The organism is Actinocatenispora sera (assembly GCF_018324685.1).
GTDB lineage: Bacteria > Actinomycetota > Actinomycetes > Mycobacteriales > Micromonosporaceae > Actinocatenispora > Actinocatenispora sera.
Genome location: NZ_AP023354.1, coordinates 3,356,746 through 3,380,777, shown reverse-complemented (window position 1 = coordinate 3,380,777; position 24,032 = coordinate 3,356,746). Strand labels below are relative to the sequence as shown.

Here is a 24,032-nt window from a genome sequence, read left to right as displayed (position 1 = left end):
CGGACGGTGCGGTTGCAGGCGCGCGCCGGTCGGACGCGGCGGTGCCGATAGCCTGAGGGCATGACGTCTCAGCGCGGGCTGCGGGAGCAGGCGTACTACGTCGGATTCCGGGTCTTCCACCGGCTGCCGGTGAGGGTGCGCCGGCGGATCGTGCGTACCGTCGCTCCGACCTACACGCTGGGCGGCGTGACGCTGCTGCTGGACGTGCACAGCGTCGGCGACACGCCGGCGCCGCGGATCCCCGACACCGCGCGGATTCTGCTGCTGCGCCAGCCGCCCGGGTTCGGCTGGACCCTGCCCGGCGGCCTGATCGACCGCGGGGAGTCGCCGCTGCAGTGCGCCGCGCGGGAGCTGCGCGAGGAGACCGGGGTCGAGCTGCCGTTGGAGGCGTTCGTTCCGGCGGTGCCGAACGCGGTGGTGCACCCGCGCGGCCAGTGGGTGGACACGGTGTTCGTCGCGCACGTCGACCCGGCCGACCACCCGGCCGAGGCGGACGGCATCGAGGTGGACGAGCTGGCCTGGCATCCGGTCACCGACCTGCCCCGGCTCACGCTGCCCACCGCGCGGCTGGTCGCCCGCTACGGGCTCGGGCCGCTCGCCGGCGCCGACGACCCGGACACCGCGGTGTTCAGCCTTGACCGCTGACCCCACCGGCTTTGCGGCACCGCCCCGCGACCTGTGCGCGGTCGTGCTGGCCGCCGGCGCGGGTACCCGGCTGCGTCCGCTGACCGACCTGGCGCCGAAACCGCTGTGCCCGGTGGACAACGTCGCCCTGCTGGACCGGGTGCTGGCCCGGCTTTCCGCCGTGGGCATCACCGAGGTCGCCGTCAACGCCTGCTACCGCGCCGGCGACATCGCCGCACACCTCGCCGACCGGCCGGTACGGGTCTCGGTCGAGGCACCGCCGGCGCTGGGCACCGGCGGCGGGGTGGCGCGGCTGCGCGACTGGATCGACGGCCGGGACGTGCTGGTGTGCAACGCGGACGGCTACCTCGCCGACGGCGAGATGGCCGCCCGGTCGCTGCTGTCCGGCTGGGACCGCCGCCGGTTCCGGCTGCTCACCGTGCACGACGAGGCGCGCGGCGACTTCGGCGCACCGGTACGCACCGAGCGGTTCGCCGGGATGAGCCTGATGAGCTGGGCGCAGGTGTGCGCGCTGCCAATCGGTACCAGCGAGCTGCAGGTGCCGTGGCGCCGCGCCGAGGCGGCCGGCGAGCTCGACCTGGTCGGTTTCTCCGGCGCGTTCGTCGACTGCGGTACGCCCCGCGACTACCTCGCGGCCAACCTGCATGCCAGCGGCGGTACCAGCGTGGTCGGCGCGGGCGCGATGGTGTCCGGCCGGCTGGTGCGCAGCGTCGTCTGGCCGGGTGCCGTGGTCACCGCGGAAGAGACGCTCACCGACACCATCCGCGCCACCACGCCGGACGGCGAACCACTCACCGTCCACGCCTGAACCTGTCGCGAGGCAACGGAACCGGTCACGGCAGCCGGCGCTCGACCGGTGTTCCGCGCCCCGCGACCGGGCCCGGTCCGAACCGGGTGGCCGGACGGTTGCCGGCGGACTCCCGTCGACGGGCCGATAGCATGGGCCGGCGGCGCCGGTCGACGCCGCGGCGCAGGTCGACAGGCAGGAGCAGACGGTGATCACCGCGATCGTCCTCATCCAGTGCGAGACCGACTCGATCCCCGAGGTGGCAGGCGCGCTGGCCGCGCTGTCCGGGGTCAGCGAGGTCTACTCGACGGCCGGCAACGTCGACCTGATCGCCGTGGTCCGGGTCCGCGAGTTCAACCAGATCGCCGACGTGATCGCCGACCGGATCAGCAAGACCGCCGGCGTGGTCGACACCGAGACGCACATCGCCTTCCGGGCGTACTCGCAGCACGACCTCGAGGAGACCTTCGCCATCGGCTTCGAGGACGCGGATTGACCGAGGCACCGGGCGAGGTGCCCGGGCGACGACCTGTTCCGCTGTCACGCGGACGCGTGGCCGGGTGGCCGCGGTGACCGCGCCGACGCGGCCGTTGCCACCGCTGGTGGTACGAGCGAAGCAGGGTGCCGCGGCGGCCGGGTTCGGCCGCTCCTGCCGGGACGAGGTGGGCCGGCTGCTCGCCACCCTCGCCGCGGCCGCCGGCGCTGGACCGGTCGGCGAGCTGGGCAGCGGGTACGGCGTGGGTACCGCCTGGCTGCGTGCCGGCCTCGCCCCGGGCGGGCGGCTGGTGACGGTGGACCTGGACCCGGCCGCCGCGGCGGCGACCGGGGCGCTGTTCGCCGACGACGCGGCGGTCACGGTGCTCGCCGACGACTGGCGGGCGGCGTCCGGGCACGGGCCGTACCGGCTGCTGTTCTGCGACGGCGGCGGCAAGCAGGGTGGGCCGGACGCGGTGGCGGAGCTGATCGCGCCGGGCGGCGTGGTGGTGCTGGACGACTTCACCGCGTCGGACGAGTGGCCGCCCCGGTTCGCCGGCGAGGTGGACGAGCTGCGGCTGGCCTGGCTGTCCGACGAGCGGTTCGCGGCCACCGAGGTGGGTACGGGGCCGGGTGTGGTGGCGCTCGTCGCCACCAGGCTGGCCTGACGCTCGCCGTGGTTCGCGCACGGCGGTCGTGGGCCGCAGGCTGTCACGCTCACCCCGGCCGGCCGGCCGGGCACGGCGGTCGTCGGGCGCCGGCCATCCGCGCTCGCCCCGACAGCCCGGCGTGACGCTGGTCGTAGCCAGCACGGCTACCCGTCGGTAACATAACCGGCATGAGCCCCGTCGAGACCCGCTACCTGCCGCGCGGTGACGATCGGCTGGCGCTGCGGGTGCACCCCGCCGGCGGCGGGCGCACCGCGCTGCTGTTGCCGGCGATGGGCGTGCCCGCGGCGTACTACGACGCGTTCGCCGCGCGGCTCACCGACGGCGGGCTGGACGTCGTGGTCGCCGACCTGCGCGGCACCGGCGCGAGCACCCCGCAACCCACCCGCACCAGCCGGTACGGGTACGCCGAGCTGGTCGACGACGTCGCCGCCGTGCTGGCCGCCCTGCGGGCCGAGGCACCGCTGCTGATCGGGCACAGCCTCGGCGGCCACGCGGCCGCGCTGCACCTGGCGCTCGGCGGCAGCGGCGCCGGCCTCGCGCTGATCGCCTCCGGCACCCCGTGGAACCGGTTCTACCCCGGCCGGTACGGGGTGGGGCTGCGCGCGGTGACGCCGGTGATCACCACGCTGTCCGCCGGTCTCGGGTACTGGCCGGGGCACCGGCTCGGGTTCGGCGGCCGGCAGGCGACCGGCGTGATGCGCGACTGGGCGTACGTGGTGCGCACCGGTGACTTCCCGCCGCTGTGCGGGGTGGACGTCGACGCGCGGCTGGCCGACGTCAAGGTCCCGGTGTACGCGGCCAGCGTCGAGGGCGACCGGCTCACCCCGGCGGTGACGCTCGACCACTTCGTCGCGAAGTTCACCGGGACCGGCGTCGAGCGGCACCACTACACCGCCGCGGAGTCCGGCGCCGCGATGAACCACTTCCGCTGGACCCGGGCGGCGACCCCGCTGGCCACCCGCATCCTCGACTTCGAGCGAACCCTCTGAGCGGTCGGCGACACCGGCCTGGGGCCCGTTTCGGGGCCACGCGGGACTGCGAAAAGACCCTAGAGGTACGGGCGGAGCTGGTCGGCGATCGCGTCGGTCTCCGGCACCGACAGGCGCGGCACCTCACCCCACTCGGTACCGCCGCCGGGCAGCGTGCCGGCGACGTGGAAGTGCACGTGCGGCACCATCTGCCGGGCCGGCACGCCGTTGTTCTGCCACACGCAGATGCCCTCCGGGTCGTACGCCGCGGACAGCGCCCGCGCCGCCCGCTGCACCCCGGACATCACCGCGGCCGCCTCGTCCGGCGCCAGGTCGAGCACCGTGGCCCGGTGCGCGATCGGGATCACCAGCAGGTGCCCGACCCCACGCTGCTCCCGGGTGACCATGATCGCCGTCTCGTCGTCCCGACACAGAATCGTGTACGGGAACTCCCCGTCCAACGTCCCGCAGAAGCTGCACCGCTGCGTCTCCGGCACCGCGATACCCATGCCTGACATCCTCCCCCATCCACCCGCCGAGCCCCGCACGGGTAGCCGGTGGCCGGACACGACGACGGCCGGGACACCCCCGATGGGGATGGCCCGGCCGTGGTTGGAGTGGACTCAGCGACGCCCGGAGGTGAGCTCCTCGCGCTGCTCCTCGGCCTCGACCTCGCGCGGCTCCTCCGGCTTCTCGACCGCGACGAAGAACCCCTTGACGGCGGGCCCGATGGCACCGATGCGGTTCATCTTCTTCGGCACCACCCAGCCGCGGTACGGCAGTTCGGTGTGGCCGTGCTCGTCCGGCGCCGCGAGCGGCTGGTGCACCTCGACGAAGGCACCGTTGGGCAGCCGCTTGATGATGCCGGTCTCGACGCCGTGTGCCAGCACCTCGCGGTCGTGCTGCTGCAACCCCAGCGCGATGCGATGAGCCAGGTAGTAGGCCAGCGGCGGCAGGATCAGGATCCCGATCCGGCCGGCCCAGGTCATCGCGTTCAGGCTGATGTCGAACTTGTCGGCGATCACGTCGTTGCCGCCGGACAGCGTCAGCACGACGAAGAAGGTCACCGCCATCGCGCCGAGGCCGGTACGGGTCGGCACGTCCCGCGGCCGCTGCAGCAGGTTGTGATGCGCTCTGTCGCGCATGAACCGCTGTTCCAGGAACGGATACAGCAGGCCGAGGCCGACCAGGATGCCGGGCAGGACGACGGTCGGCCAGAAGATCGGCGGCACCGTGTACCCGTGGTTGAACAGGTGGATGCGGATCTCCCACGGCGGCATCAGTCGGGTCGAGCCGTCGAGGAACATCACGTACCAGTCGGGCTGCGAGGCGGACGACACGACGGCCGCCTTGTACGGGCCGAACAGCCAGATCGGGTTGATCTGGATCAGGCCACCGAACAGCGCCAGCACGCCGAACACGATCATGAAGAAGCCGCCGCCCTTGGCCGCGAAGCCGGGGAACATGCGGTGTCCGACCACGTTGTGCTCGGTGCGGCCCGGGCCGGGCCACTGGGTGTGCTTCTGCTTGACCAGCAGCGCCAGGTGCAGCGCGATCAGCGCCAGGATGATGCCGGGGATCAGGAACACGTGCCCGATGTAGAGCAGGCTGAATATCCGGTCGCCGCCCGGGAACTCGCCGCCGAAGATCGCGAACGACACCCAGGTGCCGATCACCGGGATGGACAGCATGATCGCGTCCGCGATGCGCAGGCCGGTGCCGGACAGCGCGTCGTCCGGCAGCGAGTAGCCGGCGAAGCCCTCCAGGAAGCCGAGCCAGAACAGCAGGAACCCGACCATCCAGTTCAGCTCGCGCGGCCGGCGGAACGCGCCGGTGAAGAACGTGCGCAGCATGTGCACCACGATCGCGGCCATGAACAGCAGCGCGGACCAGTGGTGGATCTGCCGCAGCACCAGGCCGCCGCGCACGTCGAACGAGATGTTCAGCGCCGATGCGTACGCCTGCGACATGCTGATGCCGCGCAGCGGCACGTACGACCCGTTGTAGACGACCTCGGCCGACGACGGGGTGAAGAAGAACGCCAGGAACGTCCCGGTCAGCAGCAGGATGATGAACGAGTAGAGCGCGATCTCGCCCAGCATGAACGACCAGTGGTCCGGGAAGACCTTGTTGAACAGCTTGCGCAGCGGGCTCGCACCGGCCAGCCGCTGGTCCGCCCAGTCGGCGACCGCACCCGGTGCCTGCTTGGGGTCAAACTTCGGACGCTTCATGGCCGCTCCCAGAAACCCGGGCCGATCGGAACCTTGTAGTCCGATGTTGCGACGAAATAGCCGTCGCTGTCCACCGTGATCGGCAGCTGAGGCAGCCGCCGGGTGGCCGGACCGAAGATCGGGCGGGCGTTGTTGGTGATGTCGAACTGCGACTGGTGGCACGGGCAGAGCAGCCGGTTGGTCTGCTGCTCGTACAGGCTGGCCGGGCACCCGGCGTGGGTGCAGATCTTCGAGTACGCCAGGTAGTTGTTCCACTGCGCGCCCTTGTTGATGGGCAGCGCGTTGGACAGCGCCCGCTCGGCGTCCGCGTCTCGCAGGTGGATCAGCAGCGTCGGCGAGTCGGCGTACTTGTTGGTGTTGCCGCCCGGGATCGCCGGGAACACGGTGATCTGCCCGCCGGCCGACACGTCCTCGGGCCGCACCAGCGTGCCGTCGTCGTGCATCAGCCGCACACCCTTTTTCCAGGCTGTGGTCAGCAGATCGGACTTGTGGTCCTTGATCAGGCCGCCCAGCGGCATGATCGCGGCGACGCCGACCGGGGCGAGGCCCAGCGCGACGGCACCCTTGAGCAGCGGCCGGCGCTGGATGCCCAGCTCGTCGACCATGCTGACCGCGGTCGCGGCGGTCAGCTTGCGCTCGACGTCCGGCGACGCACCGTCGTGCCGGCGCTCCACCGACACCTCCTCGGGCAGCAGCTTCTTCGCCCAGGTGATGATCCCGATGCCGATGAACAGCAGCGCCAGACCCAGCGTGGTGCCCAGTACCGGTGTGTAGAACTTGTTCAGGTTCGACCCGGGCTCGTAGCGCCACGGCCAGGCGACGTACGCGACGATGAACGCCAGCGCGGCCAGCCCGACGATGAAGAAGCACAGCGCCACGAACCGGACGACCCGCTTCTCTTCCTTGCTGCCCGGCTTGGTGAACCGCGGCTGGTAGTGCACGATCTCGACGCCGTCCCGGCGGGCACCCTCACGTACCAGGTCGAACCGGGTGAGCCTCGGGTCGTCCGGATCGAACTCCGGCGCGTCCTTGTCGGTTTCGGTCTCGCTCACGACTTCCCCGCAATCCACAGCGTGGCGAACAGGAGCGCGGTGATGCCGATCAGGAAGATCGCCAGACCCTCGGTGGTCGGCCCGATCGCACCGATGTCCCAACCGCCCGGACTCTGGTCGCTCTTCATGTTCTGGACGTACGAGATGATGTCCATCTTTTCCTGCGGGGTCAGCTCGTTGTCCCCGAACACCGGCATGTTCTGCGGGCCGGTCAGCATCGCGGCGTAGATCTGCCGGTCCGTCGACGGGTGCAGGCTCGGTGCGTACTTACCGGAGGACAGCGCGCCGCCGCCGGCCGAGAAGCCGTGGCAGGACGAGCAGTTCACCCGGTACAGCTCGCCACCCGCGGCGACGTCACCCTTGCGCAGGTCGCCGTCGGGGATCTGCGGGCCCCCGCCGATCGACTCGATGTAGGCGCCGAGCTGCTTCGCCTGCGTGTCGTCGAAGTGCGGCGTCTTCCGCTCGGCCTGGGCCTCCTGCCGGCTCATCGGCATCCGGCCGGTGGTCACCTGGAACTCGACCGCCGCCGAACCGACACCCACCAGGCTCGGCCCGCGGTCCTGCACGCCTTCCGCGTTCTTGCCGTGGCAGCTGATGCAACTCGTGTTGTACAGCTGCTGGCCCTTCTGGGCCGCGACGGACAACTGTTTCGTGTCCTCCGCGTGGCTGGAAGGCGCGAACGCCGTGTAGACACCACCGGCCAGAACCAGCGCCGCGACCAGCCGGGCAGCGGTGCCCAGCTTCTGGCGCAGGCTGCGCCGTGGTCGACGATCGACGGGAGCAGCCGTCATGAGGTGGCCTCCGGATTCGGCGTCGCAACGAAGCGGAACCCACCGCCGCGTAGCACTGTCATGGCCTCACCTTGCGGTTGGTCGGCCCCGGTCGTCACCGACCGGTACCGATGCACTCGATTCACTTGGATCTCGCCCACCGGCCGTCACTTGAGGATGTAGACCATGCTGAACAGCGCGATCCACACCACGTCGACGAAGTGCCAGTAGTACGAGACGACGATGGCCGCGGTCGCCTGCGCCGGTGTGAACTTCGCCAGCGTGGTGCGCACCATGTAGATGATGAACGCGACCAGTCCACCGGTCACGTGCAGCGCGTGGAACCCGGTGGCCAGGAAGAACATCGACCCGTAGCCGTCGGTGTTGATCTTCAGGCCCTCGGCGTAGAGGTTGTGGTACTCGTTCAGCTGCCCGAGCACGAAGATCAGGCCCATGATGAAGGTGATCGAGAACCACTTGCGCAGCTTGAAGACGTTGCCGCGCTCGGCCGCAAACACGCCGAACTGGCAGGTCACCGAGGACAGCACCAGGATGATGGTGTTGCCCAACGCGTAGGGCACGTCGAGGGTCGGGGTGTGGTGTGCCCACAACTCCGGCGCCGCGGCGCGGATCGAGAAGTACATCGCGAACAGCGCCGCGAAGAACATCAGCTCGCTGGACAGCCAGACGATCACGCCGACGCTGACCATGTTGGGCCTGGTCAGCGAGTGGATCCGGCTCGGTTCGATAGCGGGTGCCGCAGTCACGCCGGTCATTATTGCCCCCTACCCGTCGGGCGTGACCGCCGGGTCTGCCCCCACGTCGCGCACGAGGTCTCGCCGTGCCTGTCCGTCCTGCGTACCGCCATGCCCGTCCCCGTGGGTTCGTCGCCGATACCACAACAGGGTGCACCGTGCGCGACGCGATCGCGGCCGAAACGCCGCAACGTACCGGTCCTCCCCCGGCACCGCTCGCCGCCGCGACCAGGCCGGCGGGTACGATCCGTGGCGTCCGGCCAGCACTCCGGGGAGCACTGACACCATGGTCAACACCGCGCCGATCGCCCGCACCGTCCTGCTCTACAGCGACGACGAGAAGGTCCGCGAGCGGATGCGGCTGTCCATCGGCCGCCGGCCGGCGGCCGACCTGTCGGTCACCTTCGTCGAGTGCGCCGACCAGCGCGACGTGCTGATGCACGCCGACGAGCACGACGTCGACCTGCTGCTGCTCGACGGTGAGGCCTGGCCGGCCGGCGGGATGGGCATCGCGCACCAGATCAAGGAAGAGATCATCGACCCACCGGTGACCGTCGTGGTGGTCGGCCGGGACGCCGATCGATGGCTCGCGGCCTGGTCCCTCGCGGACGCCGTTCTCGCCCATCCACTGGACCCGGTGACCACCGCCGACACGCTCGCCGACCTGCTGCGCCGGCAGAGCGAAGGGCGCGTCGCCACCACCCGGTGACCCCGCCACTCGGTGACAAGGAGCCCATCATGGGCGATCGGACCTGGCCGGTCCTGCTGTCCGCGCTGCTGCGCGGCGACACGCTGAGCACCGACGACACCGCCTGGGCCATGGGCGAGATCATGGCCGGCAACGCCACCGGCGCGCAGATCGCCGGGTTCGCGATCGCACTGCGGGCCAAGGGCGAGACACCCGCCGAGGTCACCGGCCTGGTCGAGGTCATGCTCGAGCACGCCGAGCGGGTCACGCTCGCGGCGCCGGGCGAGCTCGCCGACGCGGTCGACGTCGTCGGTACCGGCGGGGACGGCGCGCACACCGTGAACATCTCCACCATGGCAGCGATCGTCGCGGCCGGCGCCGGCGTCCCGGTGGTCAAGCACGGCAACCGGGCCGCCTCGTCCCGGTGCGGCGCGGCCGACCTGCTCGAGGAGCTCGGCGTACCGCTGGATCTCGGCCCGGCCGAGGTGGCACGGTGCGTGCGCGAGGCGGGCATCGGCTTCTGCTTCTCCGCCCGGTTCCACCCCGGCATGCGGCACGCCGGGCCGGTCCGCCGCGAGATCGGGGTGCCGACGTTCTTCAACTTCCTCGGCCCGCTGACCAACCCCGGACTGCCCCGGGCCGGCGCGATCGGCTGCGCCGACCTGCGGATGGCGCCGGTGCTGGCCCGGGTGCTGGCCGACCGCGGCTGCTCGGCGATGGTGCTCCGGGGCGAGGACGGGTTGGACGAGTTCACCACCACCGCCCCCACGAGGCTGTGGGTGGTGCACGACCACGCGGTACGCGAGGGCACGGTCGACGCGCGCGAGCTGGGACTGTCCCCGGCGACGCCGGCGGATCTGCGCGGCGCGGACGCCACGTACAACGCGCGGGTGGCGCGCGACGTGCTCGCCGGCGCGGCCGGCCCGGCCCGCGAGGCGGTGCTGATCAACGCCGCGGCGGCGATCGCCGCGTACCGGGGGCTGGCCGACGACGTGATCGGTGCGCTGCGCGACGGGCTGCAGGAGGCCGCCGCGGCGATCGACACCGGCGCGGCCGCCGCGACGCTGGACCGCTGGGTCCGGGTCGCCCGGGGTTGACCGGCCGGGCAGCCCCGTCGCGGGCCGTCCGGGCTGCGTCGTCAGGGCCCGGTTCGGCCGATCCCTCGCTGCCCGGCCGGGCGACATCGGTGCGGCCCGCAGGGCCGGTTTCGTGGCGCGACGGTGGTGACGTGACGACGAACCGTGGTGAACCGTCACCCGGACGAGGGACGAATCACCCCGCACCCGAAATCTCCGCGTTATCGGACCTGCCCCGCGGTGGCGCGACGACCTGCGCTCTCGCAGAATGGTGCGATGCCTACCGAACGCCACGACAAGCTGGTACGCGATCGGATCCCCGAGATCGTGTCGGCTTCCGGTGCCCGTCCGGAGACCAGGGTCGCCGACCCCGTCGAGTTCCGTGCCCTGCTGCGCGCCAAGCTGGTCGAGGAGGTGTACGAGTTCCTGGAGGACGAGAACCCGGCCGAGCTGGCCGACATCCTGGAGGTCGTGCGCGCCCTCGCGGTCGACCTGTCGACCGAGCCGGACGAGCTCGAACGGATGCGAAAGAAGAAGGTCACCGAACGCGGCGGCTACGCCGAGCGCATCGTGCTGCTCGCCGTACACAGCTGAGCAGCGGGGCGGCGGCGTGATCTCGGTACGGCCGGTCCCCGCCGACGACGCCGCGCTGGCCACGCTGGGTGCGACGGACCTGCCGCCGCGGGCGCTGTGCCTGCTCGCCGAGCGGGACGCAACCCCCGTCGGTTGCTGCGTGCTGACCGGTGCACCGCCGGGCGTCGTACCGCTGGTGCGGATCGACCCGCTGATCGTGCTGCCCGGTGCGGTCGGCGCGGAGCGGGCCCTGCTGACGGCCGCGGAACGGTTCGCCGCCCGGCTCGGAGCGAGCGCCGTGCTGCTGCCGGAGTACCGGCCGGGGATCGAGGTGGCCGGCTACCGCCCCGCCGACGACGGGTACCGCAAGCCACTCCCCCGGTCCTGACCGGCCACCGGACCCGTTGCGACACGCCGGACGGCGCCGCGTCCGCGGCAGCGTCGTACCCCCGTGGCATGGTCGGGTGCGTGGACGAGTACCGATACTGCTCGACGTGCGACGCGCAGCGGATGTTCGAACGGCCCGAGTGCCTCGACGGGCACGGCGCCGACTGCCCGGAGCGCTGCTGTGTGCGCTGCGGCGAAGCGATCCTGGTCGATCCCCCGCTGGTCCCCACCGCACCGCGTCGGCGCCGTTACCTGGCCGCCTGAGCGGACCCGAACACGCCAAAGCCCGCCCCGACGGCGGCCCAGGCCGCCGCAGCGATCTGGTCCCTACTCGTGGCCGTGGACCTTGCGGGTGCCGGTGTAGTACTCGAAGACGAAGCCGCACACCGCGGCGATCACCGCGATGAGGCCCGCGACCAGCAGCCAGACCTGCCAGAACACGACGCCGAGGCCGGCGATCGCGGCGGCCAGCGCCATCCCGAACGGCCAGTAGCTGCCCGGGCTGAAGAAACCGACCTCACCGGCGCCGTCGGAGATCTCGGCGTCCTCGCGGTCCTCCGGGCGGGGCTCCATCCGGCGGGCGATGAACGCGAAGTAGAGCCCGCACATCAGCAGCAGCAGCGTCGACAGGATCAACGCGACGACGCCGATGACCTCGACGTGCCCGTCGGCCGCGCGGGTCCAGAAGCCGTAGACCACGGCCGCCAGCGCCAGGAACAGCGCGACGATGTTGAAGATTCGGGATTCGGTCTTCATCTGGAGGTTCGCCTCAGCTCGCGGTACGAGAGGTGCGGTCGGTGTCGAAGGGGTGCGTGGTCGTCGCGTACGGCGCCTGGCCGATGTCGCGCAGCGCGGCCGGCGTCGACATCCCCTTCTGCTTGTCCTGCAGGAACTTCTGGTAGTCGGTCCAGCTGACCGCACGCATCTCGAAGTTCATCTGCGAGTGGTAGGTGCCGCACAGCTCGGCGCAGCGGCCGACGTAGGCGCCTTCCTTCTCGATCGTCACCTCGAACTTGTTCGTCGTCCCGCCCGGGAACACGTCCCGCTTGAACAGCAGCTCCGGCACCCAGAACGAGTGGATGACGTCCTCGGAGTCCTCGATGAACTGGACCTTCTTGTGCGTCGGCACCACCAGCACCGGGATGTAGCTGCTGGTCCCGGTCGTCTGCACCGGCTGGCCGTTGCTGCCCTTGGCGTCCGGGTACTGGAACTGCCAGTTCCACTTGAACGCGACCACGTGCACGGTGGCGTCGGGGTGCTTGGAGGTCTTGTTCACGTACGACTCGGTGACCGCCGTGTAGTAGAACAGCACCGCGATGACGAAGAACGGCACGATCGAGTAGACCAGCTCGATCGGCAGGTTGTACCGGGTCTGCACAGGCAGCCGCTCGCCGCGCTTGCGGTAGCGCACCACGCACCAGAAGATCAGCCCCCACACCAGCACGCCGACGCACAGCGCGGCGATCGTGGAGCCGATCCACATGTTGTACATCTTGTGCGCCTGCGGCGTGATGCCACCGTGCGGCCAGCCGAACGCGAAGGCGTCCTTGGCCGAGCAGCCGGCGAGCGACGTGAGCAGCGCGGCCCCGCCGAACGCGACGGCGGCGACCCGCCGGGCAGACCTGCGTCGCGGCGACGCGGTGGGACGGGGCGCGTGGCTGGCGCGAGCGGTGTCTGTTGGACCTGCGACCACCGGCTCCTGCCTTCCTGTGCGGTTGACGATCCGCGGTCGCCTGCGAGGGGCGACTGCCGCGGAACAGGGTGCGGCGACGGCTGTCACCGACGGTCGCAGATTACTCGACCTGCCCCGGCCGCACGCCGATGGGGTGGCTAGGTCCGCCCTCGGTGGTTGGCGTCGTAACAGGGCAACCCGAGCCGTGACCGCCTGTTGCGAAGCCTTTCACACTCCGGCCGCCGGGTGGGCCGTTCGACGCACTTCGTCGGTAGCCGAAACGGGCCCGCACCGGTTCGGTGCGGGCCCGGCGGCGGGTGCGGCGGGTCAGCCGATCAGCTTGGCCCGGACCTCCTTGGCGCAGACCTCGCCGTACGACTCGGTCAGCCGGGCGATGAACCGCTCCGGCTCCACGGTGTACTCCTGGGTGCCGATGGTCTCCAGGACGAGGGTGGCGACCATGCTGCCGATCTGGGCGGCCCGCTCCAGCGTCAGCCCCCAGGACAGGCCGGCGAAGAAGCCGGCCCGGAAGCCGTCGCCGACGCCGGTCGGGTCGTGCGCGGCGATCTCCTTGGCCACCGGAACGTGCACCGGCTCGAGGCCGCGGCCGGCGATCCGGGCACCGTCCTTGCCCAGCGTGGTGACGCGCACCTTGACCAGGTCGAGGATCTCGTCGTCGGACAGCCCGGTCTTCTGCTCCAGCAGGTTCTTCTCGTAGTCGTTGGTGAGCAGGTAGTCGGCGCCCTCGATCAGCCGGCGCGCGTCGTCGCCGGACATCCGGGCCAACTGCTGTGACGGGTCGGCGGCGAACGGAATGCCCCGCTGCCGGCACTCGTCGGAGTGCCGCAGCATGCCCGCCGGGTCGTTCGCCCCGATCAGGACCAGGTCGAGGCCGCCGGCCCGGTCGGCGACCGGCTGCAGCTCGATGTTGCGCGCCTCGGCCATCGCGCCCGCGTAGAACGAGGCGATCTGGCACATGTCCTCGTCGGTGGTGCAGACGAACCGGGCGGTGTGCGCGGTCTCGGAGACGTGCACCGAGTCGCAGTCGACGCCGTGCCGGGTCAGCCACCCCCGGTAGTCGGTGAAGTCGGTGCCGACCGCACCGACGAGCATCGGGCTCAGCCCGAGCTGCGCCATGCCGAACGCGATGTTGGCGGCCACCCCGCCCCGCCGTACCTCCAGCTCGTCGACCAGGAAGGAGAGCGACACCTGGTGCAGCTGGTCGGGCAGCAGCTGCTCGGCGAACCGACCCGGGAAGTGCATCAGATGGTCGGTGGCGATCGATCCAGTGACGGCGATCTTCATGGTGGAACCTTCCGGACGGACGTGTCTGCCAACAGTGCGCCGCGCCAGCGTACCGGCGTCACCGGGAATTCACCGACCACCCACAAACAAACGAGGGGCGCCCCGTCGGGGCGCCCCTCGTTCTGTTCGGTTATGGACGTCTCCCCGAGGGGACGGGAGCGAGGCGAGGCTGATTCGTTCGCTGGCAAGCCGAGACGAGGCGCCGTGTGCGAACGCACACAAGCCTCGAATCGGCGCAGTCCAGCGGGCGGATCAGTCCGCCGCAGCGTCAGTGAAAGCTGTCGCCGCAGGCGCAGGAGCCCGACGCGTTCGGGTTGTCGATGGTGAAGCCCTGGCGGTCGATGCGGTCGGCGAAGTCGATCGTCGCGCCGCCGAGGTAGGGCACGCTCATCCGGTCGACGACGACCTCGACGCCGCCGAAGTCCTTCACCACGTCGCCGTCGAGCGAGCGCTCGTCGAAGAACAGCTGATACCGCAGGCCGGAGCAGCCACCGGGCTGAACCGCGACCCGCAGCCGCAGGTCGTCGCGGCCTTCCTGGTCGAGCAGCGCCTTGACCTTCTCCGCCGCGACGTCGGTGAGGATGATCCCGTCGGTGGACGACTCGGTGGTCTGCTGAACAGTCACGTGGTGCTCCCTGCGCCGGTTTGGTGATCTCTGGTCTGCCTCATGGCGTGGAACAACGGCGCCCTAGGCATGCATTCCCATACTGGCACAGGATCGGCCGCCCGCCACCGGACCGGCCGTGACCTGCCCCGCACGTCGGCGGATCGTACCGTTCATCCTGATTTGCCACACGAAGGCGACGGTCGGTCAGCGCCACCGGCGGGCGGTACGGGCGGCCAGCGCGGTCAGGCCGGCCGCGGGTTCGGCCATCGCCGCCCCCACGCTGCCCACCTCCTCGGCCACCGAGTACGCCGCCTCGATGCCGGCCGCCGCGGCCTCCCGCCGGCCGACGTCGACCCGGCCGGCGAGCACCACGCAGGGCACACCGCGCTCGGCGGCGGCGGCCGCGACCATCGCCGGCAGCTTGCCGCGCAGCGACTGGAAGTCGAACGACCCCTCCCCCGTGATCACCAGGTCGCAGTCGTCCAGCGCGGCGTCCAGGTCGACCAGCGAGCGGACCAGGCCGGCCCCGGAGGTACGGGTGGCGCCGAGCGCATACAACGCGGCGCCGAGCCCACCGGCGGCCCCGGCGCCGGGCAGCGCGGCCACCTCCGGCGGGCACCCGGGCACGTCGCGTACCAGCACCTCGGCATACCGCTGCAGCGCGTCGTCGAGGCGCAGCACGTCGGCCCGGTCGGCGCCCTTCTGCGGCCCGAACACCGCGGACGCGCCGGACAACCCCGTCAGCGGGTTGTCCACGTCGGTGGCGGCCACCAGCGCCGCCCCGCGCAGCCGCGGCGTACCGGACAGGCCGGCGACGGCGAGCAGCGCGGCCCCGCCGTACGGCAGGACTCGGCCGGTGTCGTCGACCGGCGCGGCGCCGAGCGCGGCGAGCATGCCGGCGCCGCCGTCGTTGGTGGCGGAGCCGCCGAGCCCGACCACGATCGTGCGGGCACCGGTCTCGGCCGCGGCGGCGAGCAGCAGACCCAGCCCGTACGAGGTGGTGCGGTTCGGGTCGCGCTCCTCGGCGGCGAGCAGGTGCAGGCCGCAGGCCTGGGCGGACTCCAGGTACGCGGTGTCGCCGACGACGAACACCTCGCCGTCGGCCGGGCGCCCGAGCGGGTCGGTGGTACGGACCGGGACGCGCCGGCCGGGCAGCGCGGCGGCGAGCACGTCGAGGAAGCCGGGGCCGCCATCGGCGAGCGGCCGGACCAGCAGCGTGTCGTCCGGGCCGACGGAGCGCCAGCCGGCCGCGACCGCGGCGGCGGCCTCGGGGGCCGACAGCGTGCCGGCGAACTTGTCCGGGCAGATCAGTACGCGCATGGCGGCAGTCAACCGCATGCCCGGAGTCGCCGGTACCGCCGGATCCCGGCTCGGCCCCGGGACGAGGCGGTGCGATGGCGCGACGGGCCGGTACGGCCGGATCTCGACCGGCCGGGCGACGGACCGGGACCGGCTGGGTACCACGGCCGGGTGATCGGAGCGGCAAGCCGCCGGCCCGGGGTCGGTGGTTCAGCGGAGAGTAAACAGTGATGTTTGCTCCTATCCGCTGATCATGGACCGGCCAGAACCGGTCCACCGCGGTGTCGGGCATGGCGGACTCGGGCGCCCATCGGCTGGTGGGCGTCGCTTTCCGCGCGGACGCACGCAGGGGCGGCGAGAGGCCGCCAGGGTTCGGAGGAACTGGGGGATTGGTCACGCAGCACCGACATTCCGGATGCGTTCGGTAACCGAGCGGATAGTGTCGCGGTCGGCCGTCGGGGGGCGGTTCGCGCAGCGACCGTGGTCCGCGGCGGAATCAGGGGGAGGTACGCCGTGAGCGCAGAACCGTCGGCTCGCAGCTTCGACTCTTCGTACCCGGACCCGGGCGACATGCTCGTGGTTCGCGGCGGCACGCCGCTGTGCGGCGAGATCCGGGTACGCGGGGCGAAGAACCTGGTGTCCAAGGCGATGGTGGCGGCCCTGCTCGGCAGCACGCCGAGCACGTTGTACGACGTACCGGCGATCCGCGACGTCGAGGTGGTGACCGGGCTGCTCCGGCTGCACGGGGTGCGGGTGGAGCCGCTCGGCGACGGCCGGCTGGTGCTGGATCCCGCGAACGTGGAGACCGCGGACGTCGAGGAGCTGAACGTGCACGCCGGCGCGAGCCGGATCCCGATCCTGTTCTGCGGACCGCTGCTGCACCGGCTCGGGCGGGCGTTCATTCCGGATCTCGGCGGCTGCCGGATCGGCGGCCGGCCGATCGACTTCCACCTCGACGCGCTGCGCGAGATGGGCGCGGTGGTCGACAAGACGGCCGACGGCCTGGTGCTCACCGCACCGGACGGGCTGCACGGCACCACGCTGGCCCTGCCGTACCCCAGCGTCGGCGCGACCGAGCAGGTACTGCTGGCCGCGGTACTGGCCGACGGCATCACCGAACTGCACAACGCCGCGGTGGAGCCGGAGATCACCGACCTGATCGCGCTGCTGCAGAAGATGGGTGCGCTGATCACCGCGCACACCGACCGGCTGCTGCGGATCGAGGGCGTACCGGCGCTGCGCGGCTACTCGCACCGGCCCCTGCCGGACCGGCTGGAGGCGGCGAGCTGGGCCTGCGCGGCCCTGGCCACCCGGGGCGATGTGCTGGTCCGCGGCGCCCGGCAGGCCGACCTGATGACGTTCCTCAACGTGTACCGGGCGGTCGGCGGCGAGTTCGAGGTGGACGACGACCCCGTGGACGGCGGCATCCGGTTCTGGCACCCGGGCGGCGATCTGGGCGCGGTGGCGCTGGAGACCGACGTGCACCCCGGCTTCATGACCGACTGGCAGCAGCCGCTGGTGGTGGCGCTGACCCAGGCCCGCGGGCTGTCGATCGTGCACGAGACGGTGTACGAGAACCGGCTCGGGTTCACCGACGCGCTGGTCACCATGGGCGCGACGATCCAGGTGTACTCGGCCTGCCTGGGCGCCACGCCGTGCCGGTTCGGGCACGGTGGGTACCGGCACTCGGCGGTGATCTCCGGTCCCAGCAAGCTGCAGGGCAACGACCTGGTGATCCCGGACCTGCGCGGCGGCTTCAGCCACTTCATCGCCGCGCTGGCCGCCGAGGGCAGTTCCCGCGTGTTCGGCGTGCACCTGATCGACCGCGGGTACGAGGACTTCGGCGCGAAGCTCGCCGCGCTCGGTGCCACCGTGGACGGCCCGGCGTACGAACGGGCCGGCCTGCGGCTCGCCGGCGGCCCCCTCGAAGCCGCCCGCTGATCAAGGCCCCACACCGCCGATCAAGGCTCGGCGCCGTCGATCAAGGCCCGGCGCCGTCGATCAAGGACCGGCGCCGTTGATCAAGGCTCGGCGCCGTTGATCAAGGGATGCGTTCACATCGTGCATGAACGATGGTGCGGATTCCCTTGATCAACTCAACGGGGGCTTGATCAACTGGCGCGGCGGGGGGCAGGAGCGGCGGGGGAAGGGGCGATGCGGGGCGGGCCGGTGGAACCCGCATGGTGATTCCGGCTACCCTTCGTGCGTGCCCTCCCTGTTCAAGCGCCGCGCGGACGCGGCCGAGACCGTCGACACCGAGCCCGCCGAGCCCGCCGAGGCCACCGAGGCCGACGAGGCGGCGACCCGACCCCGGGCGTACACGGAGAAGAAGGGCAAGGCGACCCCGAAGCGCAGCGAAGCGCAGAAGCGGGCGAAGGAGGCACCGCCCGCCGATCGCAAGGAGGCGGCCCGCCGGCTGCGCGACCGGCAGCGGGCGGAGCGCGCCGAGGCCCGGCAGAAGATGGCCGCCGGCGACGATCGCTACCTGCCGGCCCGGGACCGCGGGCCGGAGAAGGCGCTGGCCCGCAAGGTGGTCGACTCGCGCCGCAACATCGGCAGCTACTTCCTGATCGCGGCGCTGGTGATCCTGATCGGCACGTCGCAGAGCATGCCGCCGCTGGTGCGCACCGTCGCCCAGGTGCTGTGGTTCGCGCTGGCGTTCCTGTTCGTGCTCGACTCGGTGCTGCTGTGCCGCAAGGTGCGCAAGGCCATGAAGGCGAAGATGCCGAAGGCCGCGGTGCGCTGGGGCAGCATGTACATGTATGTCGTGATGCGCTCGATCACCTTCCGCAAGCTGCGGCTGCCCTCCCCCCAGGTCAAGATCGGCGAACCGCTCTGATGCCGGTCACCGTCCGGGTGGTCGACCCTGTCGAATGGTCGACCGACTCGTCGCGGCTGACCAGGTACGCGTTCCAGCCGAGTCCGGCCGAGCTGGACGCCGGGCGCAACCTCGCCCAGGGCAAGCTCTACGCGCGGTTCAGCCGCACCCACGTGCTGTACGAGGACGATGCGCCGCGGGCCACCGCAATGGTGTGGCGGATGCACCAGCACGTGCGCGGCCGGCTGCTGCCGATGGGCGGGATCGGCGGCGTGGCCACCGATCCGGCGGCCCGGCGGGGCGGCCGGGCCCGGCAGCTGCTGACCGCGGTGCTGGCCGACATGCGCGCGCAGGGCCAGGTGGTCAGCACGCTGTACCCGTTCCGGCCGTCGTTCTACGAGCGGTTCGGCTATGCCGGGCTGGCGCAGGAGCGCCGGGTTCGGATCGCGCCGGCCGCCCTGCTGCCGCTGCTGCGCCTGGACCTGCCGGGCGAGGTGACGCTGCACCGGCACGTCGAGGTGGCCGGCGACATCCAGCGGTTCGAGACCGAGCTGGCCGCCCAGATGCCGGGCATGGCGGTGTACGACGATCCGGACGGCGAGCTGCTCGCCAACCAGACGCCGTCGTGGGCGGCGATCGCCCGGGTGGATGGCCGGATGACCGGCTACCTGCGGTACTCCATCACCGAGCACGGCGGGGATCTGGACGCGCGCCGGTTCCTCTACCGCGACCCGGTCACCAGGTCGCTGCTGCTGGGCTGGGTGGCGCGGCACACCGACCAGGTGGCCAGCGCGGTGCTGCGGCTGCCGCCCGGCGAGACCCCGGAGACCTGGACCGCGGACGCCGACCTGATGGTCGAGGCGAAGGTCGCGCCGATGACCGACGCGGCGCCGATGGCCCGGATCCTGTCGGTCGACGGGCTCGCTGGCATCGACGCGGGTCCGGGCGAGATCACGGTACGGGTGGACGACCCGCTGATCGGCGGCGTCTACTCGCTGTCCGGCGGCGGCACGCTGTCGGTCACCCCCGGCGGTACGCCGAGTGCCGAGCTGACCGGGCCCGGCCTGGCGGCGCTGGTGTACGGCGCGCTGGATCCCGCCGAGCTGCCGCTGCGCGGCTTCGGCACGCTCGACGAGCCGGCCGCCGCCAGCCTGCGCTCGCTCTTCCCGCCCACCACCAGCCACCTGGTCGCCCACTTCTGATATACGCTCGAAGCAGGTCATAGCGCCTGTAATAGCACCAGCCAGGACAAAGCGCTGCTGTCTCGGGGAGCGTCGCCAGCTTCCGGCGAACGACGCGGCGGGCCTGCGGGGACGGCGTGGCGATCAGGCGTCGATGGGTGCCTGGTCGTAGAGGTGGCAGTTGGTCCAGTGCGCGTCGGCGACCTGTGCCCGGGTCGGTACGGTCGTCGAGCATTCCGGCATCGCCACCGGGCAGCGCGGGTGGAACCGGCAGCCGGACGGCGGGCTGATCAGGCTCGGCGGCTCGCCGTGGTCGGTCGTCTCGTCGGTCGGCTCCTCGAGCCGGTCCGGGTCGGGCGCCGCGGACAGCAGCAGCCTGGTGTAGGGGTGCGCCGGGTCGTCGGTCACCTGCTCCGCCGGCCCCTGCTCGATCAGCTGCCCGGCGTACATCACCAGGATGTCGTCGGCGAAGTAGCGCGCGCTGGCGATGTCGTGGGTGATGTAGAGCAGCGCCAGGTTCTCCTCCCGGGCGAGCTGTTCCAGCAACCGCAGCACGCCGAGCCGGATCGACACGTCCAGCATCGACACCGGCTCGTCGGCGATCAGCGCGACCGGCCGTACCGCGAGGGCCCGCGCGATCGCCACCCGCTGCCGCTGGCCGCCGGACAGCTCGTGCGGCAGCTTGTGCATGAACTGGTCGACCGGGGTCAGGCTGACCCGCTCCAGCAGCGCCGCGACCTGCTCGTCCACCTCGGCGGCGGTACGCGCGTGCCCGTGCAGCTTCAGCGGCCGGGCGAGGTGGTAGTGCACCTTGTGGAACGGGTTGAGCGAGGCGAACGGGTCCTGGAACACCATCTGCACCTGGCGCCGGTAGTCGCGGTTGCGGCCGACCGGCTTGCCGTGCAACAGGATCCGGCCCGCGGTGGGCGGGTAGATCTGGGCCAGCAGCCGGGCCACCGTGGACTTGCCGCAGCCGGACTCGCCGACCATCGCGGTGATCCGGCCGGCGGTCAGCGACAGGCTGACGTCCTCCACCGCCCGCACCGGCGGCCGGCGCCGGCCGAGCCGGCCACCGCGCGAGGCGGTGAAGTGCTTGGTGACGTGCTCGGCGGTCAACACCTCGTCACCCGGGACGCTCTGGCTCATCGACCGCTCCCCTCCCCGCTCAGCTCGGTCGGTACCGGCGCGCCGTAGGACGCCGGATCGTGCGCCAGGCAGGCCGCGTACTGTCCACTGTGGGCTTCCAGCAGCGCCGGCGTCAGCTCGGCGCAGGCGTCGACGGCGAACCGGCAACGCGGGTGGAACGGGCAGCCCGGCGGCAGGTCGCGCAGATCCGGTGGCGTACCGGGGATGCCGAGCAGTTCCTCGCGCGGCCCGCGCAGCTTCGGGAACGAGTGCAGCAGCCCGTGCGTGTACGGGTGACTCGGCGCGTCGTGCACGTCGCGCGCGGCGCCCACCTCGACCAGCTGCCCCGCGTACATCACGGCGATCCGGTCGGCCATCGACAGCAGCAGCGACAGGTCGTGGGTGATGAACACGACGGCGAACCCGTACTCGCGGCGCAGCGCCGAGATCTCCCGCAGGATGTCGCGCTGCACCACCACGTCCAGCGCGGTGGTCGGCTCGTCCATGATGATGATCTCGGGGTTGAGCGCCAGCGCGATCGCGATCGCGGCGCGCTGCCGCATCCCGCCGGACAGCTCGTGCGGGTAGCTCTTCACCCGGTCGGCGGAGATGCCGACCCGGCGCAGCAGCTCCACCGCGCGCTCCTGCCGCTGCGGGGCGGTCAGCGTCGTGTCGTGCGCCCGCAGCGTGTCGTCGATCTGCGCGCCGACGGTCGACACCGGGTTCAGCGAGTTCATCGCCGACTGGAACACCACGGACAACTCGCGCCAGCGGAACTTGCGCAGCGTCTTGGCGTTCATCCGCAGCACGTCCACCGGCTCGGCACCGCCGGCCGGGTGGTACAGCACCTCGCCCGCGGTCACCAGCGCCGGCGGCTTGAGCAGCCGCGCCACCGCGTTGGCCAGCGTCGACTTGCCGGAGCCGGACTCGCCGGCCAGGCCCAGGATCTCGCCCCGGTGCAGTTCCAGTGTGACGTCGTCGACCGCGTGCACCGGCGTGGTGCCGGTCAGGTAGTCGACCGACAGCCCGCGCATCGACAGCACCGGCTCGGCCGGTGCCAGCGTGGTCTTCGCACCGCTCGCCGACGGTTCGGTCATGAGGTCACCTCCGCGCGGCGGGCGCGCCGGGCGCGCTTGGGCAGGACGGTACGCAGCCGCGGGTTGGCGATCTCGTCGATGCCGAAGTTGAGCAGACCCAGCCCGGCGCCGATCAGCGCGATGCACAGGCCCGGCGGGATGAACCACCACCACGCACCGACCAGCAGCGCCTGGTTGTTCTGCGCGAAGTAGAGCATGGTGCCCCAGCTGACCGTGGACAGGTTCGCCAGGCCGAGGAACGACAGGCCGGCCTCGGCCAGGATCGCGGCCAGCACGGTGGCGAGGAAGCTCGTCGCGATGACCGGGAACTCCACCGGCAGGATCTCGGCGAACACGATCCGCCAGGCGCGTTCGCCACCGGCCTTGGCCGCCTGCACGTAGTCCCGGCCGCGCAGCGTCAGCGTCTGCGCCCGCAGCACCCGGGCGCCCCAGGCCCAGCCGGTCACCGCGATCACCGCGGCCACCGACATGACACCGCGGCTGGGCAGGTAGCCGGCGAGCACGATCACCAGCGGCAGCGCCGGCAGGACCAGGAAGATGTTGGTGATCAGCGACAGCACCTCGTCCACCACGCCGCCGACGTACCCGCCGACCAGGCCGACCACGATGGACAGCGCGGTGGCGATGAGCGCGGACAGCACGCCGACACCCATCGAGATGCGCGCGCCGTACACCACCTGGGCGAGCACGTCCTGGCCGCTCTGGGTGGTACCGAGCCAGTGCGCGGCGGACGGGCCGGCCAGGCCGGCGCCACTGGTCTTCGTCGGGTCGGCGCCGACCAGCAGCGGCCCGAGCACCGCGAGCACGACGAAGAACGCGAGGATCAGCAGCCCGGCGACGATCTTCGGGGATCGCAGGATGCCCCTCATCACGCCTCCTGCCGGGTACGCGGGTCGAGCGCCACGTAGGCGATGTCGGCGAGCAGGTTCGCCGCCAGTACGGCCAGCGAGATGATCAGGAAGATGCCCTGCATCAACGGGAAGTCCTCGTTCTCCACGGCCTTGAGCAGCACCGAACCGATCCCCGGGTAGGAGAAGACGATCTCGGTCAGCACCGAGCCGCCGACCACGAACCCGAGCGAGAGGCTGAAGCTGGTGATGTTCGGCAGGACCGCGTTGCGCGCCGCGTACCGCCACATCACCCGGCGGCTGGTCAAACCCTTGGCCTCGGCCATCGTCACGTAGTCCTCGCCGAGCGTGGTCACCATGACGTTGCGCATGCCCATCACCCGGTCGGCGATCGACGCCACCACGATGGTGATCGCCGGCAGGATCGCGTGGTACAGCACGCTGGCGACGAACGGGCCGTTGAACCCGGTCGTGACGTCCAGCGAGTACGCACCGGAGACCGGCAGCCAGGACAGCGACACGCCGAACACCATGACCAGCGCCAGCGCCACCCAGAAGTACGGCACCGCCTGCAGGAACGTGGTCGTCGGCAGGATCGAGTCGAGCCAGGTACCGCGACGCCAGGCGGCGACGACGCCGAGCGACGTGCCGATCAGGTAGCTGATGATGGTGGCGATGCCGACCAGCCCGATCGTCCACGGCAGCGCGCCGCCGATCACCGACGACACGTGGGTCGGGTAGAACGTGATCGACCGGCCCAGCTCACCGTGCAGCAGGTTGCCCAGGTAGTCCCAGTACTGGGACCAGATCGAGCCGCCGGTCAGCCCGAACGACTTCTTCATCGACTCGATCGCGTCCGGGTCGATCTGGCCGTTCATCCGGGCAACCATCAGGTCGACCGGGTCCCCCGGCATCAGCCGGGGGATCAGGAAGTTGATCGTGATGGCGGCCCAGGCCGTGATCAGGTAGAACCCGAGCCGCCGCAGCAGGTAGCGCAACCGTG

The 24,032-nt window shown here is 71.6% G+C and carries 27 protein-coding genes; 13 read left to right on the top strand and 14 right to left on the bottom strand.

All coding sequences use genetic code 11. The features are described from left to right. Positions 1 to 60: 60 nt before the first annotated feature. The 5 genes from Asera_RS16270 (at position 61) to Asera_RS16250 (ending at position 3,566) form a co-directional block, all read left to right on the top strand. The gene (locus Asera_RS16270) at positions 61 to 645 is read left to right on the top strand and encodes an NUDIX hydrolase (RefSeq protein ID WP_051802842.1); all 585 of its coding nucleotides are present in this window, start codon (positions 61 to 63) and stop codon (positions 643 to 645) included. Then, positions 635 to 1,453, top strand: coding sequence for an NTP transferase domain-containing protein (locus Asera_RS16265; RefSeq protein WP_030448910.1), 819 nt, complete (start codon positions 635 to 637; stop codon positions 1,451 to 1,453). Before Asera_RS16270 ends, Asera_RS16265 begins: the two co-directional genes overlap by 11 nt. A gap of 187 nt (positions 1,454 to 1,640) precedes the next feature. Then, positions 1,641 to 1,928, top strand: a complete 288-nt coding sequence (locus tag Asera_RS16260) for an Lrp/AsnC family transcriptional regulator (protein WP_030448909.1) — start codon at positions 1,641 to 1,643, stop codon at positions 1,926 to 1,928. Between the two features lie 73 nt (positions 1,929 to 2,001). Beyond that, positions 2,002 to 2,574: a class I SAM-dependent methyltransferase gene (locus Asera_RS16255; protein WP_211255762.1), complete on the top strand. Its 573-nt coding sequence runs from the start codon at positions 2,002 to 2,004 to the stop codon at positions 2,572 to 2,574. 170 nt (positions 2,575 to 2,744) lie between these two features. After that, a complete protein-coding gene (locus tag Asera_RS16250) occupies positions 2,745 to 3,566 on the top strand; it encodes an alpha/beta fold hydrolase (protein ID WP_035298240.1) in 822 nt (273 codons plus the stop codon). A 59-nt stretch (positions 3,567 to 3,625) separates the two neighbouring features. Here Asera_RS16250 and Asera_RS16245 read toward each other — a convergent pair whose 3' ends face one another. From Asera_RS16245 to ctaE, 5 genes are all read right to left on the bottom strand, one after another. Then, a complete protein-coding gene (locus tag Asera_RS16245) occupies positions 3,626 to 4,054 on the bottom strand; it encodes an HIT family protein (protein ID WP_035298238.1) in 429 nt (142 codons plus the stop codon). 114 nt (positions 4,055 to 4,168) lie between these two features. Then, the gene (gene qcrB, locus Asera_RS16240; protein WP_212804612.1) at positions 4,169 to 5,776 is read right to left on the bottom strand and encodes a cytochrome bc1 complex cytochrome b subunit; all 1,608 of its coding nucleotides are present in this window, start codon (positions 5,774 to 5,776) and stop codon (positions 4,169 to 4,171) included. Beyond that, on the bottom strand, positions 5,773 to 6,828 hold the full coding sequence (gene qcrA / locus Asera_RS16235) for a cytochrome bc1 complex Rieske iron-sulfur subunit (protein ID WP_030448904.1): 1,056 nt from the start codon (positions 6,826 to 6,828) through the stop codon (positions 5,773 to 5,775). The genes qcrB and qcrA overlap by 4 nt, the downstream gene beginning before the upstream one ends. Next, positions 6,825 to 7,619: a cytochrome bc1 complex diheme cytochrome c subunit gene (gene qcrC / locus Asera_RS16230; protein WP_030448903.1), complete on the bottom strand. Its 795-nt coding sequence runs from the start codon at positions 7,617 to 7,619 to the stop codon at positions 6,825 to 6,827. Before qcrC ends, qcrA begins: the two co-directional genes overlap by 4 nt. A gap of 146 nt (positions 7,620 to 7,765) precedes the next feature. Then, entirely contained in the window at positions 7,766 to 8,365 is a 600-nt protein-coding gene (gene ctaE, locus Asera_RS16225) for an aa3-type cytochrome oxidase subunit III (protein WP_030448902.1), read from the bottom strand. Between the two features lie 274 nt (positions 8,366 to 8,639). On the opposite strand from ctaE, the gene Asera_RS16220 reads away from it, so the two are divergent. The 5 genes from Asera_RS16220 (at position 8,640) to Asera_RS16200 (ending at position 11,341) form a co-directional block, all read left to right on the top strand. Continuing rightward, the gene (locus Asera_RS16220; protein WP_030448901.1) at positions 8,640 to 9,062 is read left to right on the top strand and encodes a response regulator; all 423 of its coding nucleotides are present in this window, start codon (positions 8,640 to 8,642) and stop codon (positions 9,060 to 9,062) included. 29 nt (positions 9,063 to 9,091) lie between these two features. Continuing rightward, positions 9,092 to 10,138: an anthranilate phosphoribosyltransferase gene (trpD, locus tag Asera_RS16215; protein WP_030448900.1), complete on the top strand. Its 1,047-nt coding sequence runs from the start codon at positions 9,092 to 9,094 to the stop codon at positions 10,136 to 10,138. A gap of 255 nt (positions 10,139 to 10,393) precedes the next feature. After that, on the top strand, positions 10,394 to 10,711 hold the full coding sequence (locus Asera_RS16210; RefSeq protein WP_030448899.1) for a nucleoside triphosphate pyrophosphohydrolase: 318 nt from the start codon (positions 10,394 to 10,396) through the stop codon (positions 10,709 to 10,711). A 16-nt stretch (positions 10,712 to 10,727) separates the two neighbouring features. After that, positions 10,728 to 11,078 carry a GNAT family N-acetyltransferase gene (locus Asera_RS16205; RefSeq protein WP_030448898.1) on the top strand — a complete coding sequence of 117 codons (351 nt, stop codon included), beginning with the start codon at positions 10,728 to 10,730 and terminating at the stop codon, positions 11,076 to 11,078. Between the two features lie 80 nt (positions 11,079 to 11,158). After that, positions 11,159 to 11,341, top strand: a complete 183-nt coding sequence (locus Asera_RS16200; protein ID WP_244843907.1) for a hypothetical protein — start codon at positions 11,159 to 11,161, stop codon at positions 11,339 to 11,341. Between the two features lie 63 nt (positions 11,342 to 11,404). On the opposite strand, the gene Asera_RS16195 is transcribed toward Asera_RS16200, so the two are convergent. The 5 genes from Asera_RS16195 to Asera_RS16175 all read right to left on the bottom strand — a co-directional run bounded on the left by Asera_RS16195 (position 11,405) and on the right by Asera_RS16175 (position 15,981). Continuing rightward, entirely contained in the window at positions 11,405 to 11,833 is a 429-nt protein-coding gene (locus Asera_RS16195) for a cytochrome c oxidase subunit 4 (RefSeq protein ID WP_030448897.1), read from the bottom strand. A gap of 13 nt (positions 11,834 to 11,846) precedes the next feature. Beyond that, entirely contained in the window at positions 11,847 to 12,770 is a 924-nt protein-coding gene (gene ctaC, locus Asera_RS16190) for an aa3-type cytochrome oxidase subunit II (protein WP_030448896.1), read from the bottom strand. Positions 12,771 to 13,076: 306 nt separating this feature from the next. Next, positions 13,077 to 14,054, bottom strand: a complete 978-nt coding sequence (locus tag Asera_RS16185; RefSeq protein WP_030448895.1) for a carbohydrate kinase family protein — start codon at positions 14,052 to 14,054, stop codon at positions 13,077 to 13,079. Between the two features lie 268 nt (positions 14,055 to 14,322). After that, on the bottom strand, positions 14,323 to 14,679 hold the full coding sequence (locus Asera_RS16180; protein WP_030448894.1) for a HesB/IscA family protein: 357 nt from the start codon (positions 14,677 to 14,679) through the stop codon (positions 14,323 to 14,325). Between the two features lie 186 nt (positions 14,680 to 14,865). Beyond that, positions 14,866 to 15,981 carry a glycerate kinase family protein gene (locus Asera_RS16175; RefSeq protein WP_030448893.1) on the bottom strand — a complete coding sequence of 372 codons (1,116 nt, stop codon included), beginning with the start codon at positions 15,979 to 15,981 and terminating at the stop codon, positions 14,866 to 14,868. A gap of 549 nt (positions 15,982 to 16,530) precedes the next feature. Here Asera_RS16175 and murA point away from each other — a divergent pair. From murA to Asera_RS16160, 3 genes are all read left to right on the top strand, one after another. Then, the gene (gene murA / locus Asera_RS16170) at positions 16,531 to 17,901 is read left to right on the top strand and encodes a UDP-N-acetylglucosamine 1-carboxyvinyltransferase (protein WP_051802841.1); all 1,371 of its coding nucleotides are present in this window, start codon (positions 16,531 to 16,533) and stop codon (positions 17,899 to 17,901) included. A 265-nt stretch (positions 17,902 to 18,166) separates the two neighbouring features. After that, positions 18,167 to 18,799: a DUF3043 domain-containing protein gene (locus tag Asera_RS16165; protein ID WP_030448891.1), complete on the top strand. Its 633-nt coding sequence runs from the start codon at positions 18,167 to 18,169 to the stop codon at positions 18,797 to 18,799. Beyond that, positions 18,799 to 19,980, top strand: a complete 1,182-nt coding sequence (locus Asera_RS16160) for a GNAT family N-acetyltransferase (protein ID WP_051802840.1) — start codon at positions 18,799 to 18,801, stop codon at positions 19,978 to 19,980. Before Asera_RS16165 ends, Asera_RS16160 begins: the two co-directional genes overlap by 1 nt. Before the next feature lie 123 nt (positions 19,981 to 20,103). Here the strand turns inward: Asera_RS16160 and Asera_RS16155 are convergent, their stop codons facing one another. From Asera_RS16155 to Asera_RS16140, 4 genes are read right to left on the bottom strand one after another with little or no spacing between them, the layout of a single operon-like run. Next, on the bottom strand, positions 20,104 to 21,105 hold the full coding sequence (locus Asera_RS16155; RefSeq protein ID WP_030448889.1) for an ABC transporter ATP-binding protein: 1,002 nt from the start codon (positions 21,103 to 21,105) through the stop codon (positions 20,104 to 20,106). Further along, a complete protein-coding gene (locus tag Asera_RS16150; protein WP_051802839.1) occupies positions 21,102 to 22,181 on the bottom strand; it encodes an ABC transporter ATP-binding protein in 1,080 nt (359 codons plus the stop codon). Before Asera_RS16150 ends, Asera_RS16155 begins: the two co-directional genes overlap by 4 nt. Continuing rightward, positions 22,178 to 23,050: an ABC transporter permease gene (locus tag Asera_RS16145; RefSeq protein WP_051802838.1), complete on the bottom strand. Its 873-nt coding sequence runs from the start codon at positions 23,048 to 23,050 to the stop codon at positions 22,178 to 22,180. Before Asera_RS16145 ends, Asera_RS16150 begins: the two co-directional genes overlap by 4 nt. Next, a complete protein-coding gene (locus Asera_RS16140; protein ID WP_030448886.1) occupies positions 23,050 to 24,027 on the bottom strand; it encodes an ABC transporter permease in 978 nt (325 codons plus the stop codon). The genes Asera_RS16145 and Asera_RS16140 overlap by 1 nt, the downstream gene beginning before the upstream one ends. Positions 24,028 to 24,032 lie beyond the last annotated feature (5 nt).